Consider the following 19,905-nt stretch of genomic DNA (forward strand, 5'->3'; position numbering starts at 1 on the left):
CGCCGCCAGACTATCCGCCGCGCCGCGCAGGGCAAGGCCGAACGGCACATGGTCAGGCCTGAAGTGAGTGCGACTTTTCCTCTTGGGCCGAACTGCCCAGACCATCCTTAACTTTGAAGCCAACCAAAGCTGCGCCACCGGCGACGGGGGCAAATCGGCACGTCACGCCTCCCCGCTCCGGGGTGTCAAGCTCAACGCGCCAAGGGCGCCGGTTGTCACGGCTACACAGAAACCTTGCTGCGCGTGACCACAGCGCCTCATCGTCCGACAAGACAGACCAGTCGCGCACCGCATCTTGCACCGTGATGTCAGAGAGTGATCCGGCCAAATCACAATCCCACAGTTCTTGATAGGCGCGGTTGCACAGCACCATCGATCCGGTGTGCGCGAAAACGGCGATGGCTTCCTCCAAGCTGTCGACAACCGCTTGGCCCATCTCCAATTCGGAGCGAAAGCGGCGGGTGAGCGACATTTCAGCGGAGATGTCCTCAAACAGGAAGGCAATCGCCCCATCCGGGTGGGGTTGCCCGGTGACCCGATAGGTCTGGCCCGTGGGCAGCGACCAGAGCTCCTGATGCATCCCTTCGGATGCCGCCGACTCCAGCTGGGCAATGCTCTCGCGCCAGCTCTTGTAGTTCTTCGGCTCCGGCATTCTCTGCGCCTCGCGGAGGTGGTCGAGAAAAGCCACGAGCGTTGGGCGGGAAGAGAGAAACGGAGGCTCCAGCGCAGACAGGTCGGTGAGCGCGGGATTGAACAGGGCGAGTTGCCGGTTTTTGTCAAAGACGGCGAGGCCAGTGGGCAGATCTGCGAAGGTCTTGGTCAGCGTCTGCAAAAACTCGATGCGCGAGCGTTCTGCCTGCACGAGCCGGTCGGCCGGGGTTGCAAAAACAAGGGCCTCGTCGCCAATCGGGCGGGCCGTGCAATCATACCAGACCACCTGCTCGATGTAGGGCACGGTGACGGAAACCCGATGCACCACATCATCGTCGCAGTCGAAGAACGTGTGTGCGAACGCGCGGGGCAAGGGCCATGCCAAAGTGGTGCGGTCAGGGTGCATCCGGTAGAGCAGGTCAATATAGGCGCCGTTTGCCCATGTAACCTGTCCGTCGTCATCCTCGCGCCATGCCAGAACGGGCGCATCATCGACAACCGCGCGAAGGCTCTCTAGCTCTTCAGCCATGGCAGCTACCGAAAAGCTATCATAGGCCTCGGGCTCCAGATCGTCTCCCTCATGCAATGAAAACCGGGCAAGACCGCTCTTCCATTCGGCCTCAAGCCGCGATGCGCCGTCACGGGCGCGAAGCTCCATCACCCCGACATCGGCAAGTTGGGCGGCTCGGGCACCAATATCAGGGAAGCTGCCTGCGAGCAGAGCGAGGAAACGGGGCCAAGGCGGCAGCGCTTCTGGCCCTTTCGACAGAAAATTCTGAGCCTCTTCGGTGGCGTCGACCAACTGTTCTTCCTCGAACAAAAAGGTCATTCTGCCGCTTTCGCGCCCGAGCCGATCCCATGCAATGCGGCGCTTGGGCTGCAAGTAATTTACCGCCAGAAGGGCAATGAGCGCTGTTCCGAAGGAAGTCACCACCAAGAGCAGCGCGAACGTCCACGACAATTCGCTTAACAATTCCGTTTCTCCCCGAAAGGGAAAACTGTTCCCTAGATCCGATGAAAAGCGAATCTGGTTAACCGCTGGTTAATTTGTCGTTCCGCGACGTTGTTAACCCAACGTCAATATGGAGGTTACGTCTGAAACGGCCGGTTAAGCCCGAGCGCGGCGCGGGTTTCATCCTTTTCCGCCACTAGGCGCGCGCGCGGCCATGTGGCCTCTACGATAGCGCCGCTCCGATCGGGGCGTTCCTCCGGTGCAAGAAACGGGTCTGAGCCATTGGCGAATGTGAGCTCTGCGCCGACCCGCTCAAGGAGGGTTTTGGCAATGAAGAGCCCAAGGCCCATGCCCTCATACTCAGGACGTTTTCGGCGCTCTTCCTCGCTGCGCCGCCGCCGCATGAACGGGTCGCCGATGCGGCCGATCAGGTGAGGCGGGTAGCCGTCGCCATCGTCGATTACGCGCACGGTGATGCGGCGCGCCGTCCATCGCGCCTCGATCCAGACGTGACCGGCAGAAAAATCCACAGCGTTCTGAATCAGGTTGCGCATGCCGTGTATCAATTCGGAGCTGCGGTGCACTTCAGGCTGCTGGTCTTCCGCCTCATTGCCCGGGCCCGGCTGCAGATCAAAATGCAGCGCCTTGCCCCTGTCTTGATGCGGCTCGGCGGCCTCTTCCAGCACGGCGCCAAGCGGTGCTGTTCGCATGTGAAGGTCATCCTTTCCGACGCGGCCCATGGCGCGCAGGATTTCTCGGCACCGGTCGGCCTGCTCGGCGATGAGCTGAGAATCCTCCAGCAGGCTCTCCCGGTCCGCATCGGCCTTCAATTCATCGGCCATCTCCGAGCTGACCAGCTTGATCGTTGCCAGCGGGGTACCAAGCTCATGGGCCGCTGCCGCCACAACGCCGCCAAGGTCGGTCAGCTTTTGCTCGCGCGCGAGTGCCAGTTGCGTGGCCAGCAAGGCATCGCCCATCGTCGCAATCTCGGTGGTTACCCGCCGGGCATAGAGCGCGAGGAACGACACGCCGATGACGATCGCCGTCCACGAGCCGAAGAGAAAGATCGAGGGCACCCGCAACACGAAGCCCTGAACGGTGCGCAGGGGCAGATAACCAAACGCCACGAAGGTGACGAGCCCGATGGCGGCGGCACCGACGATGAGCACGGCGTTTAGGCCCAAGGCGGTAGCGGCGATGGTGACCGGCGTCAGCAAGAGCAGGGCAAAGGGGTTGTGCAGCCCGCCGGTCAGATAGATCAGAAAGGCCAGCTGCGCGAGATCGAAGAGCAGCATCAGCATAGTCTCGGTCTCGTTCAGCCGCTTGTTCGCCGGATAGATGAACATGGCTACGAGATTGGCGATGACCGACATGCCGATGGCCAGCACGCAGAGCCCGATTTCCAATTGCAGATCATACCAGAAATGGGCGATGGCGATGGCAGCGCTTTGCCCGGCAACGGCAACCCAGCGTAGCACGATAAGCGTGCGCAACCGGATCCAGTTGGCCCGGTGCGGGTGCTCGAAGAGCGTTTGAGGGGGGCCGGTCTCGGGCATGTGAATTGCGGCTGGAGCCTTTGGTGTGACAGTCGGACCCATTGATAGCCCGGTGCTGCACCGGCAGCAAAGGGCAAGACGGCGAAGGAGAGCAGAGCATGCGAACGGCGATTTGGGCAGGAGCGGCGGCAGCGGCCATTTGCGGCGTGATCGGCGTGACGCTCTGGAAGGTTTACCCCGGTGCGCCGAGTGATGCCTTTGCCGAATGTGCTGGGGGGGCCAGCGGTGCCAGCATCGGCGGGCCGTTTGAGTTGGTAAATGCCAGCGGTGAGACGGTGACTGACAAGGATGTCATCACCGAGCCCGCATTGATCTACTTCGGTTACACCTTTTGCCCCGATGTCTGCCCGCTCGATACTGTGCGAAACGCCGAGGCGGTGGATATCCTTGCCGAGCGCGGCTATGCGGTGACGCCTGTGTTCATCAGTATCGACCCGGCGCGCGACACGCCCGAGGCGGTGGGGGATTTTGCGGGTAATATCAGTGAGAAGATGGTGGGCCTGACCGGGAGCCCCGAGCAGGTGGATGCCGCCTCCAAGGCCTATCGCACCTACTACAAGGCCCATACCGAGGATGACCCCGACTACTATCTCGTAGATCACTCCACCTTCACCTATCTCACCCTGCCGGAGACCGGATTTGCAGGCTTTTTCAAGCGCGAGTTGACGGGGGAGCAATTGGCCGATCGGGTGCAATGCTTCCTCGACGCGGGATAACCCGTTGTGCGGAAAGGCTTGTGGCGGATTTGCCGCCCGTATAGCGTGATGCAACCATTGGACGACGAGCGGAGGGGTGCGCGTGGCCGAGCGTGATCTCAGGGAGATCGGGGAAGACAAATCCCTTCTTATCGTGGATGACGATGAACCTTTTCTGCGGCGTCTGGCGCGGGCGATGGAGAAACGCGGCTTTGAGCCCGAGATGGCGGGGTCGGTTGCCGCCGGCAAAGCAATCGCCACGGCCCGCCCCCCGGCATACGCCGTGATCGACCTGCGGCTCGAAGATGGCAACGGCCTCGATGTGGTTGAAACCATTCGTGAAAAGCGACCCGATGCAAAGGTTGTTGTGCTCACCGGCTATGGTGCCATCGCCACCGCCGTTGCTGCCGTGAAGATCGGGGCGACGGACTATCTTAGCAAGCCGGCCGATGCCAATGAGGTGACTGCTGCCCTGCTGGCCAGCGCTGACGAACTGCCGCCGCCGCCGGAAAATCCGATGAGTGCCGACAGGGTGCGTTGGGAGCATATCCAGCGGGTCTATGAGCTGTGTGATCGCAACGTCAGCGAGACCGCGCGCAGGCTTAACATGCACCGCCGGACACTTCAGCGGATCCTCGCAAAACGCTCTCCGAAGTGAAAAATCACATGGGCCACAACCCATGCACATCCCGTGCACAACCCATGCATACGAGGATTTGGCCTCTGGTGATTCTGCTCGCAGGCTGCACCACATCTGGTGAGGCGCTGCGCCCGGTTGGCAAACCCCTTGGTTACGAGCTGCGCCAGACCGGTGTGGGCGTTCCGGGCTCACCACAGGAGGTGAGCTTTGACCGGGTGCTGCCAGGGGCGGAGACCTCGCTTGCCAAGCTCGCCGGGCCGGTGACCGCGCGGCAGACCTGCGGGCCGGGTATGACGCGGATCACCTTCCGCGACGGGCTGGTGGCCACATTCCGGGGCCGTGAGTTTGTAGGCTGGCGGAGCGAGGGGCGCAGTGTGGGGATGACCTGCGGCTGACTAACCGGCCAAGAGGTTGGCGCAGGCGATCCGGGTGAGTTCGGCGAAGAGCGGTTCGATCCGGGCGGTGGGTCGCTCGGAGCCAGCGACGTAGATGGCCAACATCAGCGGCGCGCGACCTTGCGGCGGATGAATGATGGCAACATCCGAGCAGCACCCGCCCGGGCCGGTGCCCGTCTTGTGCCCGACTTGCCAGCCGGAGGGTACACCGGCACGGATGCGCTTGGCCCCGGTGGAGGCAGCGCGCAGCCAGGCGAGAAGCTGGGCGCGGGAGGCCTCGGAAAGTCTCTGTTCCAACAGAAAACCGGTCATCAGAGAGACCATGGACGAAGGTGTTACGGTGTTGGCGGGATCGCCCGGCGCAAAGGTGTTCAAGGCAGGTTCCCACGCGTCGATCCGCGCGTCGGGGTGGGCGAGCCGGGTTGTAAAGCCGGAGGGGCCGCCGAGGGTATCGAGCAATAGGTTGGCGGCTGTGTTGTCGCTGCGTCCGACGGCGGCGGCGCAGAGTTGGCCGATGGTGAGCGAATTGCCCTGCGCGGCGGCGGTGACAGGGGCGTAGTTCAGAATGTCCGCCGCGCGGATGGGTATGCGGCGATCGAGTCGCTCCGCGCCGGCGTCCACACGTTCGAGCACGAGGCCCGCCAGCAAGGCCTTGAAAGTGGAGTTGAACGGAAAGCGTTCGTCGGCGCGCCACCCAGCGCGGCGGCCTGTGGCCGTGTCGAGGGCCAGCACACCGAGCGAGCCTTGGGCCTCCTGTTCGATCAGCTCGAAAGAGAAGCGCGGGATCAGCCCCTCATCGTAGCTGCGGGGATGGTACTCGCGCGTGCCGGTCTGGCCGAGCAGGGGCGTGGCAGTGAGGGCTGCGGCGCTGGTGAGGAAGTGGCGGCGGATCATAGATCGAAACGCTTGAGCACCTTGTCGACCACGGTGCCATCGGCCATCCGGTAGCCCTCGATGCGGCCATAATCCTCAAAACCACGAGATTGGTAATAGGCCAGCCCGCCCGTGTTGTCGGCGCGGATATTCGCGCGGATCCAGCGATAATCGAGCCGTTTGGCGGCCTTTAGCGTGGCCTCGAAGAGCTTTGAGCCGATGCCCAGCCCGGTTTTGCCACGCCGGGCGAAGGTGGCGATCTCGGCGCAGGTTTTGGGCTCATCAACCATCGGGTCGATCCACTGAAACCCGAGAAGCTCGCCTGCTTCATCTTCGGCTACGTGCCATGCGGCGCGGGGGGAGATGGACATTTTGGCGAGGATGTCTTCGCGGGTCACCTCCCCTGTGATCGCGGTGGTGCCGCCAGCATCGACGACTTCCTGCAAGAGTTCGGCAATGGCGCGGGCATCGGAGGCCCCCGCCGCGCGGATGTGAATCATGATCGGGCCTCGGCGCGGGCTTTGATGACATGGAGGACGGCGTTGTGCATGTCGTTCAAGAAGAGCCTGCCCCACGGCTTGAGGTAGGCGTTGATCGGTGTGGAGAGCTGGTAGCTCGTGGTGAGGGTGACGCGGGTTTGCGACGGGCCGAGCGGCTCGAAGTTGTAGCGGCCTTCAAGCATCACCACTTCCGGGCCGAGCGGCGAAATGCGGGGATCGAGCGCCTTCAGCGCGTCCGGATCGGGAAAGGCGAAGCGCCACGCGAGATCGGGGCCGGGCAGGAGATGCTCTTCAAAGCGCACGGCCCGCGTCCACCGGGCATAGCGAACACCGCCTTCTGTCTGCGCGGAGAGCGGGCGCGGCGCGCGCAGCAGGTTGTGGGTGAACGTCCAAGGGCGCTCACTTTCGGCAATGTCAGAGACGTTTTCGGCCTGCGCGCGCACCTCGGAAGCTGGTGCGGCGATGGTTATGACAGTGGAGACCGAAACGACTTCTTCAAAGGCGGGTGCGGGCCAATCGAACACGGGCACGAGCAGCGGCAGGGCGAGCAGTGCTGCGCAGAGATGGCTTTGGCGCTCGAAACGCTTCAGCAGGAGGCGGGTGAGGGCGATGCCGATTACGGCGATAAACATGGCGATTGGCAGGATCATCACCACGCAAACCAAGGTTTCGATGGCGAAGAGCAGGAACAGGATGGTGATAGCGAGCATTGCCAGACACGTGCGGCCGACGACTGCCCAGAAATCGAGCCTGCGGTGCCAATCGAACACGAGCTGGCCAGCAAAACCGAGGCCAAGGGCAAACCAGAGCGCTAGCCAAGCGATATCGGGCCCGGACGGCACGAGGAAGAAGACCGCGTAGGCCAGTGCCGCATAGATCAGAAAGATCAGCGGGCGCAGGACCAGGGGCGCCATCAGAGAGCTGCCATCAGGGCTGCGTGGCGGGCGGTGAAATCGGCTCGCACGTCGACGGGTGGGCGCAGGGTGATTTCCATGCCGTCGATCAGCTCCGGCGCGGGAACGCCGAAAAACTTGTTGGCCTCGGCCACAGTGAAACCGGCGATGCGCGTGGCCTCCAGCCAGGCTGAGACCTTATCGGCCTTCTTGATCTGTTTCTTGACCGTGGCGGGGATTGCGGCGGGCAGGCCAAAGCGGATGTGAATGGCGGCTGTCAGCCGATCATCCAGCGCACCGTAGCCGGGGCCAACTGCGGCCTTAACGGGAGAGATCATATCGCCGATCACGTATTCGGGCGCGTCATGCAGCAGGGCGGCGAGTTGCCATTTGACGGGGGCGGCGGGGTTCATCCGGGTGAAGAGCGCCTCGACCAGCAGGGAATGCTCGGCCACGGAATAGGCATAGTCGCCGTGGGTCTGGCCGTTCCACCGGGCGACGAAGGCGAGGCCGTGGGCGATATCTTCGATCTCGATATCGACCGGCGTCGGATCAAGCAGATCGAGCCTTCGGCCCGATAACATGCGTTGCCACGCGCGGGGCGGTGCCTTGGCCATGAACGTCTCCCTCTCGCCCGGATTGGGTAGCGCGATCACGGCGAGGTGTAAACGTGGGTTGGAACCACAGGGCCGTCGTAGCTGTTAAACTGCTGACAACACAGGGCAACCAGCCAGAATGAAGCCTGCCAGATGCGGGCCCGTTAGGAGTGTAACATGAAGACCGTCATCGCCACCGCGACCTTGCTCGCCGCCGCCACGCCGCTGGCCGCGCAGAGTGCAGACGGGCCCTGCGGCAAGCGCGAGTTCTTCGTGGATCAGCTTGTAGAAACCTACGAGGAGCAGCCTGTTGCGGGCGGGCTGCAAAGCGAAGACTCTCTGGTGGAAATCTGGGCCTCTGAAACGAGTGGTAGCTTTACCATTCTCGTTACCGATGCGTCGGGGCAAACCTGCGTGGCCATCACTGGTGAGGACTTTCACGAGGCCGGTGGCTTTGTTGGCGTCAAAGGCGAGGCGTCCTGATCAAACAACTTCGGATTAGGCAGGTTTGGTTGCCGCTCATTGGGTCGAGTGCTATGTGCCGCTGCAAGTGAAACATGCAGTGGGAGCGCCCGATGGCCGCCGATTACGTTGTTAAAGACATCTCTCTTGCCGGGTTCGGCCGTAAGGAGCTGGACATTGCAGAGACCGAGATGCCCGGGCTCATGTCTTGCCGCGCCGAATATGGTGAGAGCAAGTCGCTGAAAGGGGCCCGTATCGTGGGCTCGCTTCACATGACGATCCAGACGGCGGTGCTGATCGAAACGCTGGTGGCGCTGGGTGCCGACGTGCGCTGGGCCTCCTGCAACATCTTCTCCACGCAAGACCACGCGGCGGCGGCGATTGCAGAAGCGGGCGTGCCGGTGTTTGCGATCAAGGGGCAGAGCCTTGAGGAGCATTGGGACTACCTCGACAAGTCGTTCCTGTTTGAGGACGGCCCCAACATGATCCTCGACGATGGCGGCGATGCCACGCTTTACGTGCTGCTCGGCGCACGGGCTGAGGCGGGGGAGGATATCATCCCCGTGCCGCAGTCGGAGGAAGAGGAAGTTATCAAGGCGCAGATCAAAAAGCGGATGGAGGCGAGCCCCGGTTGGTTCACCAAGGTGCGCGACCAGATCAAGGGTGTGTCGGAAGAGACGACCACCGGCGTGCACCGGCTCTATGACCTGCACAAGAAGGGCCAGCTGCCCTTCCCGGCGATCAACGTGAACGACTCGGTGACCAAGTCGAAGTTCGACAACAAGTACGGCTGCAAGGAATCGCTGGTCGACGGCATCCGCCGCGCGACCGATACGATGATGGCTGGCAAGGTGGCCGTGGTCTGCGGCTACGGCGACGTGGGCAAGGGCTCTGCCGCCTCGCTGCGCGGCGCGGGGGCCCGGGTGAAGGTGACGGAGGTCGACCCGATCTGCGCGCTTCAGGCGGCGATGGACGGCTTCGAGGTGGTGACGCTAGAGGATGTTGCCCCCACCGCCGATGTCTTCATCACCACCACCGGCAACAAGGACGTGATCCGCATCGAGCATATGCGCGAGATGAAGGACATGGCCATCGTCGGCAACATCGGCCACTTCGACAACGAGATTCAGGTGGCCAACCTGAAGAACCACAAGTGGACCAACATCAAGGATCAGGTGGATATGATCGAGATGCCAAGCGGCAACCGGATCATCCTGCTCTCGGAAGGGCGCCTGTTGAACCTTGGCAATGCCACGGGCCACCCGTCCTTCGTGATGAGCGCCTCCTTCACCAACCAGGTGCTGGCGCAGATCGAGCTTTGGACCAAGGGCGAAGAGTATCAGCCGGGCGTCTACATCCTGCCCAAGCACCTCGACGAGAAGGTGGCGATGCTGCACCTCGACCGGATCGGGGTTAAGCTGTCGAAGCTCTCGAAGGATCAGGCGGCTTACATCGGCGTGACGCCGGAAGGGCCGTTCAAGCCGGAGCATTACCGGTATTGAGAATGGTGGGCAGATTGCCCACCCTACAGACAACGGGCCCCGGGGGAGACCTCGGGGCCTTTTGATTTTGGAGGGGTTATGCGGATCATCGTTTATGGAGTGGGCGCCATTGGGGGCGTTGTTGCGGCGGCGCTGGCGCTGAGCGGACAGGAGGTTGTTGGCATTGCGCGGGGGCGGATGCTGAAGGCGATCCGGGCCAATGGGCTGCTGCTTGATAGTGAGCGGGGCCGCGAGGTGGCGCGGTTTGAGTGCGTGGGGCACCCGAACGAGATCACGTTTCAGCCGGATGATGCGGTGCTGCTTTGCGTGAAGGGGCAGGATACTGCCGCTGCGCTGGCCGATCTGCGGGCGGCGGGGCTGACGGATCAGCCGGTGTTCTGCTGCCAGAACGGCGTTGCGAACGAGCCGCTGGCGCTGCGGTTCTTTCCGAATGTTCACGCGGTAACGGTGATGATGCCTGCGAGCTATATCGAGCCGGGCGAGGTGAGCATCTTCTGCCAGCCGAGCTTCGGGATGTTCGACATCGGGCGCTTTCCGGGTGGGCATGACGGTGATGACGAGGCCGTTGCGGAGGTGCTGAACGCGGCCAACATCGCCACGCTCGTGCGGAACGATGCGATGGCGCCGAAATACGGCAAGCTGATCCTCAATCTCGGCAATATCACCGGTGCGCTGCTGCCGCCGGGCGCGGAGTGCGCGGAGTTTGACGGGCCGCTGCGCGAAGAGGGCAAGGCGGTGCTGAAGGCCGCCGGGATCGCCTGGGAAGATGTTGGCAAGACGGAGCGGCGCGCGAAGCACATGCAGGACCGCGCCGGGGGCGACGCGGGACGGCCCGGCAACTCGACGACCCAGAGCCTTGCGCGGGCGACGGGCAGCGTGGAGACCGATTGGCTCAACGGCGAAATCGTGCAGCTTGCGCGGCTGCATGGGGTGGCGGCACCGCTGAATGCGCGGGTGCAGGCGCTTTCGGTGGAGATGATCGCGGAGGGTGGAAAGCCCGGGAGCCTGAGCGTGGCGGAGCTGCGGGAGAGGCTTTTCAGCGCGTAGGGGCGGTGGGCAGATTGCCCACCCTACGAAGGCGGCGCCCCGCGACGGATCGCGGAGCGCCGGAGTTTTAGTGCTTGAACCGCTTGATCTCGCCGGACTTCAGCCGGGAGATGTAGCTGTTCACCTCACGCTTCACGATCGGCATCAGCAGGTAGAGCGCGATGATGTTCACGATCGCCATCGAGAAGAGCATGGCATCGGAGAAGTCGATCACCGGGCCAAGCTGGGCCGCTGCACCGATCACGATGAAGAGGCAGAAGATGATCTTGAAGATCACCTCTGTCGTGCCGCCTTCGCCGAAGAGATAGGTCCAGGCTTTCAGGCCGTAGTAGCTCCACGAGATCATGGTGGAGAAGGCGAAGAGTACCACCGCCACGGCCAGAAGGACCGGGAACCACGAGAAGGCCTTGGCATAGGCCGCAGAGGTGAGCGCCACACCTGAAACCTCGCCTTCGGTCGCGATCCGGCCCGCCTCGGCGTTCCAGACATAGAGCCCGGTTTCGGGATCGACGTTGAGCACCCCGGTGATGACGATCACCAGCGCGGTCATGGTGCAGATCACCACGGTGTCGATAAAGGGCTCCAGCAGGGCGACGTAGCCCTCTGTCACCGGCTCCTTGGTGCGCACCGCCGAGTGGGCGATGGCGGCAGAGCCGATGCCCGCTTCATTGGAGAAGGCGGCGCGGCGGAAGCCTTGGATCAGGGCGCCGGTGAAGCCACCCACAACCCCGAGGCCGGTGAAGGCACCCATGAAGATTTGCCCAAAGGCCCATCCGATCATCTGATAGTTCATCAGAAGGATCACCAGTGACACGGCGACGTAGAAGATGCCCATGAAGGGCACGACCTTTTCCGTGACCCGGGCGATGGATTTGATGCCGCCAACGATCACTGCAAAGGTTACGAGCGCAAGGATGACGCCGGTGATCCAGCCCGGATAGTCGCCCAACACGCCTGCGAGCTGTGCGTGGGCCTGGTTGGCCTGGAACATGTTGCCGCCGCCCAACGCGCCGAGGATGGTGAAGATACAGAACAGCACCGCGAGGATCTTGCCACCCGGAAGCCCGCGCTCTTTGAAGCCCTTGGTGATGTAATACATTGGGCCGCCAGAGACGCGCCCGTCGGGGTACTCGTTGCGATACTTCACGCCGAGCGTGCATTCGGTGAACTTGGTCGCCATGCCGAAGAGGCCTGCGACGATCATCCAGAAGGTTGCCCCCGGCCCGCCGATGCCGACAGCCACCGCGACACCGGCGATGTTGCCGAGGCCCACGGTGCCCGAGAGCGCCGTGGCGAGCGCCTGAAAGTGGGAGACCTCACCGGCGTCGTTCGGATCGGAATAATCGCCCTTCACCAGCCGGATCGAATGGACGAAGCCCTTGATCTGGATGAAGCCGAAATAGAGCGTGAACACGAGCGCGCCGACGACGAGCCAAAGCGCGATCCACGAAAAGGTGGTGCCGGGAAGGGGCGCGAAGATGAAGGACACATACCAGCCGGTATAGTCTGCGAAGATGGTGTTGATGGTTTCGTCGATGCCCTGTGCCAGCGCCGGGAAAGGCGCAAAAAGGGTGGCAATGAGGGCGGCGAAAGCTGTTTTGAGATGCATGGGTTTTCTCCGGCGCTCAGGGCACGATCACGGTGGGAACGGGGGCAATCTGGGCCAGCCCGATGGGCACTGAGCCAAACACCCGGGCCGCGATGGATTGTGACCCGGCCCGCCCGACATAGATCATCGTGGCCTTTGTTTCGGCGGCGATCTCAACGATCTTGTCCACCACATTGCCGTAGCGCAGCTCGCATTTGGCATCGAGACCGGCGGCCTGTGCCTTGGCAACAGCCGGATCAAGCACGAACTCCTTGGCGCGGGTCATCTCCTGTTTGCGGCGACTGTGGCGCTCTTCGATCTCTTCCGGGGTGAGGAAGCTGTAGGGCGACCACTCCAGAATATGCACGATCAGCAGGCTGGCGCCGTCTTTCTTGGCGCGCTCGATCGCGTAATCGAGCGTGGGCGTATCGCCCTCTTCGCCCTCATACGCGACGATGAATGTTTCAGAACTCATTGGTCGTCCCCCGTGTCTTTTTATGTTCCGGCCCAATCAAGATCCCCAAAAAACACACAAAAACTGACAGGCCGCTCTTTGAGCCTGTGCGATATGTCACAGGTCTGTCACGGAATTTCTGGTGAAAACGGGCGAAACTCGGCGGTCAACCGCCGGAATGGGCGGTTAATTGGCCCATTGCGTGGTATGTCACCCGACATCGGCTTGACCTCGCGTCGGGGGTATTTTTCCTTTGCCGGTATGGGGCTGATGCGTATGTTTCACCCCAACGGCGGGAGAACTCGCCGCAGTGCCACCATGCGAGGGAGTGAAGCATCATGGGCAAGAGAGACGAGTTGATCGCGAAGTATGCCGACGATCTGAAGAACAAGTGCGGGATGACCCCGGACATGGACCTGCTGACGAAAGTCACAATCGGTTGCGGTCCGTCGATCTACAACGACGATGCTTCTACCGTAGCCGCGAGCCAGAAGAGCGAGCTGGAGACGATCGAGAAGAACTTCCTGATCAAAAAGCTCGGCCTGCCCGCCGGGCCCGACCTGATGGCGGGCATCGACAAGGCGATCGAGACCTATGGCAAATCGGAGCGGAACAAGTATCGCGCGGTTTTCTATTATCTGCTCGTGAAGCAGTTCAAGAAAGAATCTGTTTACAAGTAAGGCAGCCTGAAGCCGCCGAAATCGTAACCTCTCCGAGAGGATTGTGGCGGCGGCGCTTTGGTCATGCCATCAAGACGGGGAGCCGCTCAACAGCGGTTCCCTCTTTTGTTTCGGGCGCTTGGAAGGTTTCGCCCGGGGCCGGAAAGCGGTGAATGTGGTGGCTTTGAGGCGACCCTTATGGTTAACGCGCCATATACCCTAAACCACTGTAAAACAGACATTTTTCTAAACGGAACAGTTGCTTTGTGGTGCCACTTGGCGTAGGTTCGTTCACAAGCGAAGGGTCAGGATGACCCGGGACATATCAGATACGAGCGGTGCGATTGGGAGCTCGTGGGAAGATGGAGGGTCTCGGGGGTCGAGGCCCTCCATTTTGTTTGCGGGATCGGTTTGGACGCGGCTTGGATCCATGACGACGGAGAAGAGGGGCAAGGCGGCGAGGCATCCCGCGTTTGGCCGTGGTGGAGCTTTTCCAAGACAATCATTGCGGGCTGTGCGCTTCGTCTGTCGCAGGAGGGCGCGCTTGATCTTGAGGCGCCATACGGCGGCCCTCACACGTTGCGGCAGCTTCTTCAGCACCGGGCCGGCGTGCCGTGCTACGGGGGGTTGCGTGCCTATCACGATGCGGTGGCCCGGGGCGATACGCCGTGGTCACGCGAGAGGTTGGTGCGGGAGGCTGGCAGCGAGCTTCTGTTCGCGCCGGGCGAGGGCTGGGCCTATTCGAACATCGGATACATGCTGGCCCGCGAAGCCGTAGAAGCCGCGGCGGGCTGTGACATTGGCAGTTTGGCGGCGCGGTACTACGCCGAGCCGCTGGCGCTTGCCACCATGCGGCTGGCCGAGGTGCCGGGCGATTTTGCGGAGAGTCCGGGCGCGGCAGGATATCACCCGGGATGGGTCTACCACCGGTGCTTCATGGGATCAGCGAGAGATGCCGCGCGGCTGGTGGGCGTGTTGGCGTTGGAACTTGGCGGGCAGCCTGTGCACCGGCTTGGCGGCGGTATAGAGGGGCGACCGTGGAGCGAAACGGGCTATGGGCTGGGTGTGATGGCCGGTGCCGTTGAGGGTGCTGGCCGCGTGGTTGGCCATTCTGGCTCGGGGCCGTTCAGCCATTGCGCCATCTACCATTTTGCCGATGTCGCCCGCCCGGTGAGCGTGGCGACCTTTGGCACCGGCGCAAGCGAAGCCGGGCCGGAGTGGGAGGCGGTGCGGATTGCCCTTGGGGGCTAACGCTTAGAACAGGCCGAGCACGAGGCCGATGACCGTGGGGCCAAGCACGGAATAGCCACCATCCAGCAGCGTCAGCTCGCGTTTGCGGCGGGCGTAGGCGTAGTTCATCGCCACCCAGGGCGTGATCATGAAGAGCCCGATGCCGAGGCCGACGAGGGCGGACTTCAGCGCGCCTTCGATGCCCGACATCACGAGGATATGGCGCATCATCCCGGCAACCAGAAGCATTGCCACACCGGAGATGATGAAGGGCACCGGAGAGAACCCGCCCGCAGGCGCGCCGGTTTCATCCACGGGAATCTCCGAGGCGGCGAGCCAGGGCTTGGACAGCGTCATGTACCAGACTGCGCCAAAGGCGAATCCGGCGATAGCTGCGATGAGTACGGCGATCATGCCCATTGGGCCCCCTCCCTCTGCGGTCAGCAGCGAGTATGCGGCACATCAACCTTTGTGGGAATACCCGCCAAGCTTGCAGATGTACGACCATTCTGCCTCGGTGACGGGCTGCACGGAGAGGCGGGTGTTGTTGACCAACACCATGTCTTTCAACGCGGGCTCTTCCTTGCACATCGCCAAGGTCACGGGATTGGGCATGGGCGCAACCGCCTTGATGTCGACGCACTCCCAGCGCGCGTCATCTGTGGTGCTGTCGGGGTGAATCTCGGCGCAGACTTCAACCACGCCGACGATCTCCTTATCCTTTTGGGAGTGGTAGAAAAACCCAAGGTCGCCCAGCTTCATCTGCCGCATCATGTTGCGCGCCTGATAGTTGCGCACGCCATCCCACTCTTCGCCCGCGTCGCCCTTGGCGACCTGATCATCCCAGCTCCACGTGGAGGGTTCGGATTTGAAGAGCCAATAGGCCATGAGATTACTCCTTCGTCAGCGGTCTGGAGAGCAGCACGGCCATTGCCTCGGGCGCCGAGAGCGTGCCGGAGGTGAGCGCAGCAACGGCCTCGGTGATCGGCATGTCGAGCTTGTATCGCTGCGCAAGCCGCAGCGTGGCCTCGGCGGTGGCGATGCCCTCGGTTGTCACTCCCGGCGGCGGAACCTCCCCCCGGCCCAGCGCGAAGCCGTGGCGGAAGTTGCGGCTTTTGTCGGAGGTGCAGGTCAGCGCGAGATCACCAAAGCCGGAAAGGCCGGAGAGCGTGTCGCGCTTGCCGCCCAGCGCGGCCGCAAGGCGGGCCATCTCGGTAAAGCCACGCGTCATCAGAGCGGCGCGGGCGCTTTCACCGAAGCCCGCCCCAATGCAGGCCCCGCAGGCGATGGCGATGACATTCTTCAGCGCTCCGCCAAGCTCCGCCCCGATCGGGTCCGTCGACAGGTAGAGCCGGAGGGTGGTGGTGGAGAGCGCCGATTGCAGCATCTCGCCGGTGCGTTTGTCGGCGCAGGCGAGGGTGAGGGCGGTGGGCAGGCCCTGGGCAATATCGACGGCAAAGGACGGGCCGGTAAGAATGGCCGGAATCGCCTTTTTTGCGGCGCTTTCGATGATGCCGGTTGGCCCCTTGCCACGCTCAAGATCAACACCCTTGCAGGCCGCAACAACGCAGGCCTCGCCGATATGCTCGCGGTGCTCGGCCAAGAGGCTGGCGAGGGTTTGCATGGGTGTGGCCATGATGAGGATTGGTGCGGCGAAAGCGCCATTGTCATGCACCACTGCAAGTTCAGAGGGCAGGGACACGCCGGGCAGGTGACGCTTGTTTTCCCTTGCCTCACTAATCTCGGCGGCATGATCGGGGTTGCGCGCCCACAGGGTCACGGTGGGGCCGTCCTCGCCAGCGAGTTGGCTGGCCAGTGCGGTGCCAAAGGCCCCTGCTCCTATGACGGAAATATCGCTCATGCCTTTGCGCCTTTCTTGCCGGAGCCGAGCATTGGCAGGGCTGCTGTGTCAAGCGGCCAGCGTGGGCGGGCCGAGAGGGTGAGGTCGTCTGCAGAGCCACCTGCGCGCAGTCGTTCGATTGCGGCCCAGCCGATCATTGCCGCGTTGTCGGTGCAGAGACTGAGTGGCGGTGCGGTAAACCGGGCGCCGGCCTTTGCGGCCACATCCTGAAGTGCCGCGCGGAGGGCCTGATTGGCGGCCACGCCCCCAGCCACAGCCAGCGCAGGTTCGGCCGGAGAATGTGCCATGTAGGCCTCCAGTGCCCGCGCTGTCTTTGCGGCCAGCACATCGCGCACGGCGGCCTGGAAACCGGCGGAAAGGTCGGCCACATCCTGTCGCTTCAGCTGGTTGCCGCCGATCATCACCTCGTCTCGGGCGCGCAAAAGCGCTGTTTTGAGCCCGGAGAAGGACATATCGCAATGCGGCTCGCGCAGCAGAGGGCGGGGCAGGCTGAAGCGCTCTTCGTCCCCCTCCTGCGCGGCATTTTCGATGGCCGGGCCGCCGGGTTGAGGCAGGCCAAGCAGGCGGGCGGATTTGTCGAAGGCCTCGCCCGGTGCATCGTCGATGGTGCCGCCCAGCCGTTCAAAGCTTTCTGGCCCGTGCACGATCAGAAACTGGCAATGCCCCCCGGAAACCAGCAGCATCAGGTAGGGGAAGGCCAGCCCATCTGTCAGCCGCGGCGTCAGCGCATGGCCTGCAAGGTGATTGACCCCGATGAGAGGAAGCCCGGTAGCCGCTGCGAGCCCCTTGGCGCACATCACGCCAGAGACGACCCCGCCGATCAGCCCCGGGCCGGCGGTGACGGCAATCGCATCCAGCTCTGTCAACGCCACGCCCGCGTTTTGCAAGGCCAGCTCCACCATCAGGTCCAGCCGCTCGGCGTGGGCACGGGCGGCAATTTCGGGCACCACGCCACCGAAGGCTGCGTGCAGGTCTGTTTGCCCGGAGACCTCGGAGGAGAGCACATGGGCGGCACCGTCCCAGCGCAAAACCGCTGCGGCGGTGTCGTCGCAGCTGCTTTCGATGCCAAGGACGGTTAGCACGCTCATGTCTTGCCTTTTCAGGGGTCGCGCGGCATGACCCGCGCAGATGGCTGATCGTTGTTATCCCGCCCGGGTTGCGTTGTGAACCGCCTGCCCGTCCTGCTCACCCGCCCGGCACGGGGTTCGGCAGAGTTTGCCGAGGCGCTGCGTGGCGCGCTGGGCGAGGTGGAGATCATCGTTAATCCGCTGATCGAAATCGTTCCGGTTGCGCCCAAAGAACTCCCCGGCCCGGATGATGCGCTGATTTTTACATCGGTGAGCGCGGTTGAGGTTTTTGCAACGTTTCAGGCGGGCGGTGGGCGCAGGGCGTGGTGCGTGGGAGATCGCACAGCAGCGGCGGCTGCCTCAGCAGGGTTTGAGCCGCGTGTGGGGAATGGGGTGGCAGCCGGCCTGCCCGAGAGGATTGCGCGGGAGCAGCCAGTGCCGTTGCTTTTGCATATGCATGGCGCGCATGTTCGGGTGGATCTTGCGGAACGTCTCACCTCAATGGGCTACCCCTGCCATAGCGTCGTTATCTATGACCAACCCGCGCGCGCCCTGACCCCGCCCCTCAAAGCTCGCCTTGCGGGGGGTGAAGCGATGGTTGCGCCCCTCTTTTCGCCCCGCTCGGCAGGTCTTTTGGCCGCAGAGGTGAAAAACCTTGGTGCGAATCTTCGGGTTGTGGCGTTGAGTAGTGCGGTGGCTCAGGAATGGCCCGGAGATGCCGTTGTTGCGGAGCGCCCTGACGCAGCGGCGATGCTGGATGCCGTCAGGCGCGAGGTTGGTTGAGCCGCTGCGGGTGGCAGGCTAGGGTGTTGTGCGGCAGCGCAGCGAAATGACGAGAGGAGTTGACGTGGCGGGTTCGGACGACAAGCCGGAAGACGAGGGCAGCGAGGCCGAAGTGAACGGTGCGGATACGCAAGATGATGGCCCGGATCAGAAGAAGGATCATGAGCCTGACACCGCTGCGGACGCTGAAGAATTGGCCGACTCTTCGCAGGACGACACGACCGATGAGACAGCCGATGAAGATGGCGAACCGGGTGACGCCGAGGCTGACGAGAACGCTCTTACACCCGTTGAGCCGGAGGATTCGCCCAGTGGCGATGCCGCCGACCCCGACGCAACGCTCGAAATCGCTGAACCGTTGAAGTTTGGACCCACCGAAAAGGGCGCGGATAGCCTCGAAGCCGAAGCCGAAGCCGAAGCCACGGATGAGGTGCCCGACCTTTCAGAACCGCCGGAGCCCGAGGCCACGCCGACCCATGCTGCGGCTCCGCCACCAGCTGCGCAAAAAGCCAGCGTCATGCCTTTGCTTTTTGGCGGAATCATCGCGGGCCTTATCGGCTTTGCCGCCGCATGGGCCCTCTGGGGGCGCGACAATGCCTCCGCAGACCTGACCGCGCGGCTGACCCAGCAAGAGGAAAGCGCCGCCGGAACAACGGCCGCGCTCAATGAAAAGGCGTCTTCGGAAGATCTTGCCGCGCTGGAGGCCCGCGTGGCGGAGCTTGAAGCCGCGCCAGCCGTTACCGCCGACACCAGCGAAATCGATGCCGCCATCGCAGAACAGGCCGATGCACTTGCAGCCCTTTCAGCGCGGATGGAGGCGCTGGAGAAGGCCCCTGTGGAAGGCTCGGCAGACCCGGCAAGCCAGGCCGCCCTTGCCGCCTATGGCCGAGAAGTTGAGGCCCTTCGCAAGGAAGTGGCCGAACAGATGAGCGAGATGAATGCGGCGCTGGAGGCCGCGAAGGAAACCGAGGCGCAGGCCGCCGCACGGCAGGAAGAGGCCGCCGCCGCCGCCGCCCGCGCCGAAGAGCAACGCGCGTTGCTTGAAGTGCAGCAGGCCCTCGATACTGGCGCGCCCTATGCCGAGGCGCTTGCGCGCATCACATCTGCGGAGATCCCCGAAGGGCTTGCCGCCCATGCCGAAGAGGGTGTGATGACGCTGGATGCGCTGAAAGCCAGCTTCCCCGCCGCGGCCCGCGGTGCGCTTCGGGTATCGCGCGAAGAAACAGCCTCGGAAGACGGTGGCGGCTTTGGCTCGTGGCTCACGCGGCAAGTTGGCGCCCGCTCACTTGAGCCCAAGGAGGGGGATGACCCCGATGCCGTGCTCTCCCGCGCTGAAGCGGCGCTGAATGGGGGCGACCTTTCCACCGCGCTCGAAGAGCTTGCAGCGCTGCCCGAGGGCGGCCAACAGGCGATGGATCAGTGGATCGCGCAAGCCAGCCGCCGCAACGATGCCGTGACCGGGGCCCAATCCCTGTCTGCCACGCTCACAAGTAACTAGGAG

At 63.3% G+C, this 19,905-nt stretch carries 22 protein-coding genes; 10 read left to right on the forward strand and 12 right to left on the reverse strand.

Annotation, left to right across the window (positions count from 1 at the left end):
• Positions 1-52: 52 nt before the first annotated feature.
• Both FHY55_RS01620 and regB read right to left on the reverse strand, forming a co-directional pair.
• Complete coding sequence (locus tag FHY55_RS01620; protein WP_140012529.1) at positions 53-1,480, reverse strand: PAS-domain containing protein; 1,428 nt, start codon at positions 1,478-1,480, stop codon at positions 53-55.
• 260 nt (positions 1,481-1,740) lie between these two features.
• Positions 1,741-3,159, reverse strand: coding sequence for a sensor histidine kinase RegB (gene regB / locus FHY55_RS01625; protein WP_140015958.1), 1,419 nt, complete (start codon positions 3,157-3,159; stop codon positions 1,741-1,743).
• A 98-nt stretch (positions 3,160-3,257) separates the two neighbouring features.
• Here regB and FHY55_RS01630 point away from each other — a divergent pair, with 98 nt between their 5' ends.
• The 3 genes from FHY55_RS01630 to FHY55_RS01640 all read left to right on the forward strand — a co-directional run bounded on the left by FHY55_RS01630 (position 3,258) and on the right by FHY55_RS01640 (position 4,889).
• Entirely contained in the window at positions 3,258-3,875 is a 618-nt protein-coding gene (locus FHY55_RS01630; RefSeq protein ID WP_140012530.1) for an SCO family protein, read from the forward strand.
• An 82-nt stretch (positions 3,876-3,957) separates the two neighbouring features.
• Positions 3,958-4,512 carry an ActR/PrrA/RegA family redox response regulator transcription factor gene (locus tag FHY55_RS01635; RefSeq protein WP_140012531.1) on the forward strand — a complete coding sequence of 185 codons (555 nt, stop codon included), beginning with the start codon at positions 3,958-3,960 and terminating at the stop codon, positions 4,510-4,512.
• Between the two features lie 68 nt (positions 4,513-4,580).
• The gene (locus FHY55_RS01640) at positions 4,581-4,889 is read left to right on the forward strand and encodes a hypothetical protein (protein WP_140012532.1); all 309 of its coding nucleotides are present in this window, start codon (positions 4,581-4,583) and stop codon (positions 4,887-4,889) included.
• Here the strand turns inward: FHY55_RS01640 and bla are convergent, their stop codons facing one another.
• Genes bla through FHY55_RS01660 form a run of 4 tightly spaced genes read right to left on the reverse strand, consistent with a single transcriptional unit; the run spans position 4,890 to position 7,772 of the window.
• Positions 4,890-5,783 carry a class A beta-lactamase gene (bla, locus tag FHY55_RS01645; RefSeq protein ID WP_140012533.1) on the reverse strand — a complete coding sequence of 298 codons (894 nt, stop codon included), beginning with the start codon at positions 5,781-5,783 and terminating at the stop codon, positions 4,890-4,892. It abuts the gene before it with no gap.
• Positions 5,780-6,262: a GNAT family N-acetyltransferase gene (locus FHY55_RS01650; protein ID WP_140012534.1), complete on the reverse strand. Its 483-nt coding sequence runs from the start codon at positions 6,260-6,262 to the stop codon at positions 5,780-5,782. The genes bla and FHY55_RS01650 overlap by 4 nt, the downstream gene beginning before the upstream one ends.
• Positions 6,259-7,176 (reverse strand): hypothetical protein, encoded by a 918-nt coding sequence (locus tag FHY55_RS01655; RefSeq protein ID WP_140012535.1) that lies wholly within the window; start codon positions 7,174-7,176, stop codon positions 6,259-6,261. The genes FHY55_RS01650 and FHY55_RS01655 overlap by 4 nt, the downstream gene beginning before the upstream one ends.
• Positions 7,176-7,772 carry an HD domain-containing protein gene (locus FHY55_RS01660; RefSeq protein ID WP_140012536.1) on the reverse strand — a complete coding sequence of 199 codons (597 nt, stop codon included), beginning with the start codon at positions 7,770-7,772 and terminating at the stop codon, positions 7,176-7,178. The genes FHY55_RS01655 and FHY55_RS01660 overlap by 1 nt, the downstream gene beginning before the upstream one ends.
• A gap of 156 nt (positions 7,773-7,928) precedes the next feature.
• Here FHY55_RS01660 and FHY55_RS01665 point away from each other — a divergent pair, with 156 nt between their 5' ends.
• The 3 genes from FHY55_RS01665 to FHY55_RS01675 all read left to right on the forward strand — a co-directional run bounded on the left by FHY55_RS01665 (position 7,929) and on the right by FHY55_RS01675 (position 10,762).
• Positions 7,929-8,234 (forward strand): hypothetical protein, encoded by a 306-nt coding sequence (locus tag FHY55_RS01665; protein ID WP_140012537.1) that lies wholly within the window; start codon positions 7,929-7,931, stop codon positions 8,232-8,234.
• Between the two features lie 92 nt (positions 8,235-8,326).
• Complete coding sequence (gene ahcY / locus FHY55_RS01670; protein ID WP_140015959.1) at positions 8,327-9,715, forward strand: adenosylhomocysteinase; 1,389 nt, start codon at positions 8,327-8,329, stop codon at positions 9,713-9,715.
• Between the two features lie 78 nt (positions 9,716-9,793).
• Positions 9,794-10,762 carry a ketopantoate reductase family protein gene (locus FHY55_RS01675; protein WP_140012538.1) on the forward strand — a complete coding sequence of 323 codons (969 nt, stop codon included), beginning with the start codon at positions 9,794-9,796 and terminating at the stop codon, positions 10,760-10,762.
• A gap of 67 nt (positions 10,763-10,829) precedes the next feature.
• Here FHY55_RS01675 and FHY55_RS01680 read toward each other — a convergent pair whose 3' ends face one another.
• Positions 10,830-12,371: a sodium:alanine symporter family protein gene (locus FHY55_RS01680; protein WP_140012539.1), complete on the reverse strand. Its 1,542-nt coding sequence runs from the start codon at positions 12,369-12,371 to the stop codon at positions 10,830-10,832.
• Positions 12,372-12,387: 16 nt separating this feature from the next.
• A complete protein-coding gene (locus FHY55_RS01685) occupies positions 12,388-12,825 on the reverse strand; it encodes a universal stress protein (protein ID WP_140012540.1) in 438 nt (145 codons plus the stop codon).
• Positions 12,826-13,142: 317 nt separating this feature from the next.
• Here FHY55_RS01685 and FHY55_RS01690 point away from each other — a divergent pair, with 317 nt between their 5' ends.
• Both FHY55_RS01690 and FHY55_RS01695 read left to right on the forward strand, forming a co-directional pair.
• Complete coding sequence (locus FHY55_RS01690) at positions 13,143-13,484, forward strand: DUF2853 family protein (protein ID WP_140012541.1); 342 nt, start codon at positions 13,143-13,145, stop codon at positions 13,482-13,484.
• A 333-nt stretch (positions 13,485-13,817) separates the two neighbouring features.
• On the forward strand, positions 13,818-14,714 hold the full coding sequence (locus FHY55_RS01695) for a serine hydrolase (protein WP_254695392.1): 897 nt from the start codon (positions 13,818-13,820) through the stop codon (positions 14,712-14,714).
• A gap of 3 nt (positions 14,715-14,717) precedes the next feature.
• Here the strand turns inward: FHY55_RS01695 and FHY55_RS01700 are convergent, their stop codons facing one another.
• Genes FHY55_RS01700 through tsaD form a run of 4 tightly spaced genes read right to left on the reverse strand, consistent with a single transcriptional unit; the run spans position 14,718 to position 17,642 of the window.
• The gene (locus tag FHY55_RS01700; RefSeq protein ID WP_140012542.1) at positions 14,718-15,113 is read right to left on the reverse strand and encodes a DUF1761 domain-containing protein; all 396 of its coding nucleotides are present in this window, start codon (positions 15,111-15,113) and stop codon (positions 14,718-14,720) included.
• Between the two features lie 42 nt (positions 15,114-15,155).
• Positions 15,156-15,581 carry an EVE domain-containing protein gene (locus FHY55_RS01705; RefSeq protein WP_140012543.1) on the reverse strand — a complete coding sequence of 142 codons (426 nt, stop codon included), beginning with the start codon at positions 15,579-15,581 and terminating at the stop codon, positions 15,156-15,158.
• Positions 15,582-15,585: 4 nt separating this feature from the next.
• Positions 15,586-16,554 carry an NAD(P)H-dependent glycerol-3-phosphate dehydrogenase gene (locus tag FHY55_RS01710; RefSeq protein ID WP_140012544.1) on the reverse strand — a complete coding sequence of 323 codons (969 nt, stop codon included), beginning with the start codon at positions 16,552-16,554 and terminating at the stop codon, positions 15,586-15,588.
• Positions 16,551-17,642, reverse strand: a complete 1,092-nt coding sequence (tsaD, locus tag FHY55_RS01715) for a tRNA (adenosine(37)-N6)-threonylcarbamoyltransferase complex transferase subunit TsaD (RefSeq protein WP_140012545.1) — start codon at positions 17,640-17,642, stop codon at positions 16,551-16,553. The genes FHY55_RS01710 and tsaD overlap by 4 nt, the downstream gene beginning before the upstream one ends.
• Positions 17,643-17,717: 75 nt before the next feature.
• On the opposite strand from tsaD, the gene FHY55_RS01720 reads away from it, so the two are divergent.
• Together FHY55_RS01720 and FHY55_RS01725 are read left to right on the forward strand one after the other, a co-directional pair.
• Positions 17,718-18,404 carry a uroporphyrinogen-III synthase gene (locus FHY55_RS01720; protein WP_168222909.1) on the forward strand — a complete coding sequence of 229 codons (687 nt, stop codon included), beginning with the start codon at positions 17,718-17,720 and terminating at the stop codon, positions 18,402-18,404.
• A 46-nt stretch (positions 18,405-18,450) separates the two neighbouring features.
• Complete coding sequence (locus FHY55_RS01725; RefSeq protein ID WP_140012547.1) at positions 18,451-19,902, forward strand: COG4223 family protein; 1,452 nt, start codon at positions 18,451-18,453, stop codon at positions 19,900-19,902.
• Positions 19,903-19,905 lie beyond the last annotated feature (3 nt).

Source organism: Oceanicola sp. D3 (assembly GCF_006351965.1).
Taxonomy (GTDB): domain Bacteria; phylum Pseudomonadota; class Alphaproteobacteria; order Rhodobacterales; family Rhodobacteraceae; genus Vannielia.

Bases quoted from the DNA above. Each gene is read 5' to 3' on its own strand.
- FHY55_RS01620 (WP_140012529.1), bottom strand. From the start codon at position 1,480: ATGACCTTTTTGTTCGAGGAAGAACAGTTGGTCGACGCCACCGAAGAG.
- regB (WP_140015958.1), bottom strand. From the start codon at position 3,159: ATGCCCGAGACCGGCCCCCCTCAAACGCTCTTCGAGCACCCGCACCGG.
- FHY55_RS01630 (WP_140012530.1), top strand. From the start codon at position 3,258: ATGCGAACGGCGATTTGGGCAGGAGCGGCGGCAGCGGCCATTTGCGGC.
- bla (WP_140012533.1), bottom strand. From the start codon at position 5,783: ATGATCCGCCGCCACTTCCTCACCAGCGCCGCAGCCCTCACTGCCACG.
- FHY55_RS01650 (WP_140012534.1), bottom strand. From the start codon at position 6,262: ATGATTCACATCCGCGCGGCGGGGGCCTCCGATGCCCGCGCCATTGCC.
- FHY55_RS01655 (WP_140012535.1), bottom strand. From the start codon at position 7,176: ATGGCGCCCCTGGTCCTGCGCCCGCTGATCTTTCTGATCTATGCGGCA.
- FHY55_RS01660 (WP_140012536.1), bottom strand. From the start codon at position 7,772: ATGGCCAAGGCACCGCCCCGCGCGTGGCAACGCATGTTATCGGGCCGA.
- FHY55_RS01665 (WP_140012537.1), top strand. From the start codon at position 7,929: ATGAAGACCGTCATCGCCACCGCGACCTTGCTCGCCGCCGCCACGCCG.
- ahcY (WP_140015959.1), top strand. From the start codon at position 8,327: ATGGCCGCCGATTACGTTGTTAAAGACATCTCTCTTGCCGGGTTCGGC.
- FHY55_RS01675 (WP_140012538.1), top strand. From the start codon at position 9,794: ATGCGGATCATCGTTTATGGAGTGGGCGCCATTGGGGGCGTTGTTGCG.
- FHY55_RS01680 (WP_140012539.1), bottom strand. From the start codon at position 12,371: ATGCATCTCAAAACAGCTTTCGCCGCCCTCATTGCCACCCTTTTTGCG.
- FHY55_RS01685 (WP_140012540.1), bottom strand. From the start codon at position 12,825: ATGAGTTCTGAAACATTCATCGTCGCGTATGAGGGCGAAGAGGGCGAT.
- FHY55_RS01690 (WP_140012541.1), top strand. From the start codon at position 13,143: ATGGGCAAGAGAGACGAGTTGATCGCGAAGTATGCCGACGATCTGAAG.
- FHY55_RS01700 (WP_140012542.1), bottom strand. From the start codon at position 15,113: ATGGGCATGATCGCCGTACTCATCGCAGCTATCGCCGGATTCGCCTTT.
- FHY55_RS01705 (WP_140012543.1), bottom strand. From the start codon at position 15,581: ATGGCCTATTGGCTCTTCAAATCCGAACCCTCCACGTGGAGCTGGGAT.
- FHY55_RS01710 (WP_140012544.1), bottom strand. From the start codon at position 16,554: ATGAGCGATATTTCCGTCATAGGAGCAGGGGCCTTTGGCACCGCACTG.
- tsaD (WP_140012545.1), bottom strand. From the start codon at position 17,642: ATGAGCGTGCTAACCGTCCTTGGCATCGAAAGCAGCTGCGACGACACC.
- FHY55_RS01725 (WP_140012547.1), top strand. From the start codon at position 18,451: ATGACGAGAGGAGTTGACGTGGCGGGTTCGGACGACAAGCCGGAAGAC.